Source organism: Dorea acetigenes (assembly GCF_025567385.1).
Lineage (GTDB): Bacteria > Bacillota > Clostridia > Lachnospirales > Lachnospiraceae > Claveliimonas > Claveliimonas acetigenes.
In genome coordinates, this window is the sequence record NZ_JAOQJU010000051.1 from 1 (window position 1) to 3,716 (window position 3,716).

Annotated in this window: 1 protein-coding gene; it reads left to right on the forward strand. The window is 47.0% G+C overall.

Features of this window, described 5'->3' with window-relative positions; translation table 11 throughout:
* Positions 1 to 27: 27 nt before the first annotated feature.
* A partial coding sequence (locus tag OCV99_RS17890) for a bacterial Ig-like domain-containing protein (RefSeq protein WP_465245509.1) occupies positions 28 to 3,716 on the forward strand: 3,689 nt, incomplete at its 3' end.

The window sequence follows — 3,716 nt, forward strand, 5'->3', positions numbered from 1 at the left end:
GCCCTGGATGCAGGCGTATGGCAGAATATTACCGTTACTTATAAGGATGGCGGCAAGTTTACCTTCTATAAAGATGGCGTGAAGCAGGCAGAGGCAGACTTAAGCACAGGAAATGCAGGCAACTTTACACTTCAGGATCTGATGACAGCAGGCGATGCAAGAGACGGCTATATGGGCTGGTCCTTCTACACAGGGCAGGATCCGAAGTTCCAGGGAACGGTTGCTGATTTCAGAATCTATGAGTCTGAACTGAATGCAGATGAGGTAAAGACATTGTCCGATGACATGGCTGACATGTTAGAGAGGCTGGCAGAGAGTGATTTTACATCTGCTGATATTAATCTGACGGAAGAAGACTGCCTGGGAACCAATGCTTCTGCAGAGGAAGTGACGTCAGATCTGGTTCTTCCGACGACAACAACGATTGGCGAGAAGAAGAATGATGCGCAGATTACCAAATGGGTGAGCAGCAATGAAGATATCATTTCCAATGACGGTAAGGTAACGCCGGGTGTGGTAGATACAACGGTTGTTATGACAGCGACGGTTACAAGAAATGATATATCCGCAGACAAGCAGCTTACCTTTGTTGTGAAGGGAAGCGCGACAGACGCAGACCTTGCCAAGGCAGATGCGAAGGCGCTTACGGTTGTCAATTCTGACGATGTGGCAGGGAACCTGACGCTTCCTACAACGGGAGAATACGGCTCTGTAATCACATGGAGCTCTTCTGACGAATCTATTATCAGTACCAAGGATGAAGGCAGTGTCCTTGCGGGTAAGGTAAACCGCCCGGCAGTGGCTACAGATGTAACCCTGACGGCGACCATTACCAAAGGCGAAGCAGTAGAGACAAAGGAAATCGTATGTCACGTGCGCAAAGCGGCGGAGGAAGTGGTAACCACAGATTATTTATTCGCATACTTCCCGTACACCAGCACCAAGGACGAGAGAGTCTATTTTGGTGTCAGTGAAGACGGACTGAATTTCCAGTCTCTGAACAAAAGCCAGTATGTGCTGGAGTCCAGAGTGGGAACCCACGGAATCCGCGACCCATTCGTATTCCGTTCCCATGAGGGAGATAAGTTCTATCTTATTGCGACAGACCTTACGGTAGCAGGACTGACACAGGACGGAACCTGGTATCCCGGACANNNCTGTACCTGGGCGCCGGAAGCATACTGGGATGATGAGACAGAGCAGTATGTAGTCTTCTGGGCATCCAAGGTTTCTACAGATGGTTATGCAAAGCAGAGAGTATACTATACCACAACAAGAGATTTCCATACATTTGGCGAGACGAAGGTATGGATTGAAGAGTCAGGTTCTGTCATTGATACCACTGTTATCAAGGGCAATGACGGATACTACTACAGATATACGAAGAATGAAGCGGGAAATACGAACGTCTATGGAACACCTTCCAAGAGAATTTACTGTGAGAGAAGTAAGTCTCTGACAGCGACAAAATGGGAGATTGTTTCTAATAATTCCCTGGCTGTAAGCGGTGGACAGATTGAGGGCGGCTGTATCTTCAAGATCAATACGGATGACGTGGAGAACGCAAAGAAGGTTGCGGGACTGAAAGGCTTTACGCTGGAAGGCGATGATGTTTACTGCCTGATGGCAGATAAGACGGGTGTTACCATCTTCCCGGGACTTTCCACCAACTTAAGCGACGGATGGTTTAATGTACTTGGAACTAGCAAATCCGTATCTGTTAATGGAACAAGTATTTACTCCATGCCGAATCCGGATGCAAGCCACGGAACGGTTATGCCGATTACATCTGAGGAGTATAATAACCTGCTGAAAGCATATGATGAAACAGTGAAACCGGAGGTTCCGGAAGTCCTGGCAGACTTTAACTTTGATGCAGCTCCGGCAGAAGGTGAAGCATTTGACGGCGGCAACGCAAAGGCATCCGGTACTTATACACTGGTTGACCATGGTACAGGAAAAGCATTGAAACTGGATGGAACCAGCCAGTTCCTGAATGTAACAGCAAAAGACGGCACAAGCCTGTTGACAGGTGTGGAAGAGATGACCGTATCCTTCCAGATCAATCCGGGACAAAGCGCAACCAACTGGGGATTCTTTGCAGCCCCGAATGCAAACGAGCAGCTGTACATGAGCGAGAAATATTTGGGAATCTTTGACAATAATGGCACGATAGCGGCACAGCGTTTCAATAGTAATGCGCAGGACAGACCTGTTTCACCGGACTATGCGGCAGGTGAGAATAAGTGGTCCTATATCACCGTTGTCTATGCAGAGGATGAGACGATTCTCTATGTAAACGGCGTGGAAGCGGGAAGGAAAGAAAGTATCGTATCAATTCCTGAATTACTGGGAGACAGCAGTATTCTCTACATTGGTAAGTCTACCTGGAAGAGCGGAGAGTATATGACCGGTCTAATTGACAATTATAAGATTGTAAGCCGTGTTATGACGGCAGATGAGATTGCAGCAGAGGCGCTGAAATATGTAGAAAAAGATGCATTGAAGGCAGCCATTGATGGAGCTATTAATGATTCGGAAGAAGATAAGTATACACCTGTTAGTTGGGAGGCATATCAGGCGGCTCTTACAGCAGCGAAATTAGCTTATGCGAGTGATGAAGCAACACAGAAGCAGGTAGATGATGCAGTGGACAATCTTGCAAAGGCAACGGAAGGTTTAGTTGAGAACATCGTATTGGTTGACATTACTGTAACACCTCCGACAAAGACGGAATACACGGTGGGAGAAGACCTTGAACTTGCAGGAATGAAAGTGACCGCTAACTATAGTGATGATAATACAGAGGATGTTGCAATAGAGAATTGCGAAGTAAGCGGCTATGACAAGACTAAGGCCGGCGAACAGACAGTAACGGTAACGTACGAAGGAAAGACAGCGACTTTCAAGGTAACTGTGAAAGAAGCGGAAAAACCTGTTACTCTGGAATCCATTACGGTAACAGCACCGACGAAGACGGAGTACACGGTAGGAGACGAGCTTGACCTTGCAGGAATGAAGGTAGTTGCGAAGTATTCTGATGATACAGAAAAAGAAATCACAGAAGGCTACGAAGTAAGCGGCTATGATAAGACAAAGGTCGGCGAGCAGACAGTAACGGTAACATATGAAGGAAAGACAGCGACTTTCAAGGTAACTGTGAAAGAAGCGGAAAAACCTGTTACTCTGGAATCCATTACGGTAACAGCACCGACGAAGACGGAGTACACGGTAGGAGACGAGCTTGACCTTGCAGGAATGAAGGTAGTTGCGAAGTATTCTGATGATACAGAAAAAGAAATCACAGAAGGCTACGAAGTAAGCGGCTATGATAAGGCTAAGACCGGAGAGCAGACAGTAACGGTAACATACGAAGGAAAGACAGCGACCTTCAAGGTAACTGTGAAAGAAGCGGAAAAACCTGTTACTCTGGAATCCATTACGGTAACAGCACCGACGAAGACGGAGTACACGGTAGGAGACGAGCTTGACCTTGCAGGAATGAAGGTAGTTGCGAAGTATTCTGATGATACAGAAAAAGAAATCACAGAAGGCTACGAAGTAAGCGGCTATGATAAGGCTAAGACCGGAGAGCAGACAGTAACGGTAACATACGAAGGAAAGACAGCGACCTTTAAGGTTACGGTGAAAGAAGCAGCGGTTGCTCCGAAGCTTCCATACGTAGACGTAGTAGAAAGCGACTGGTTCTACGATGC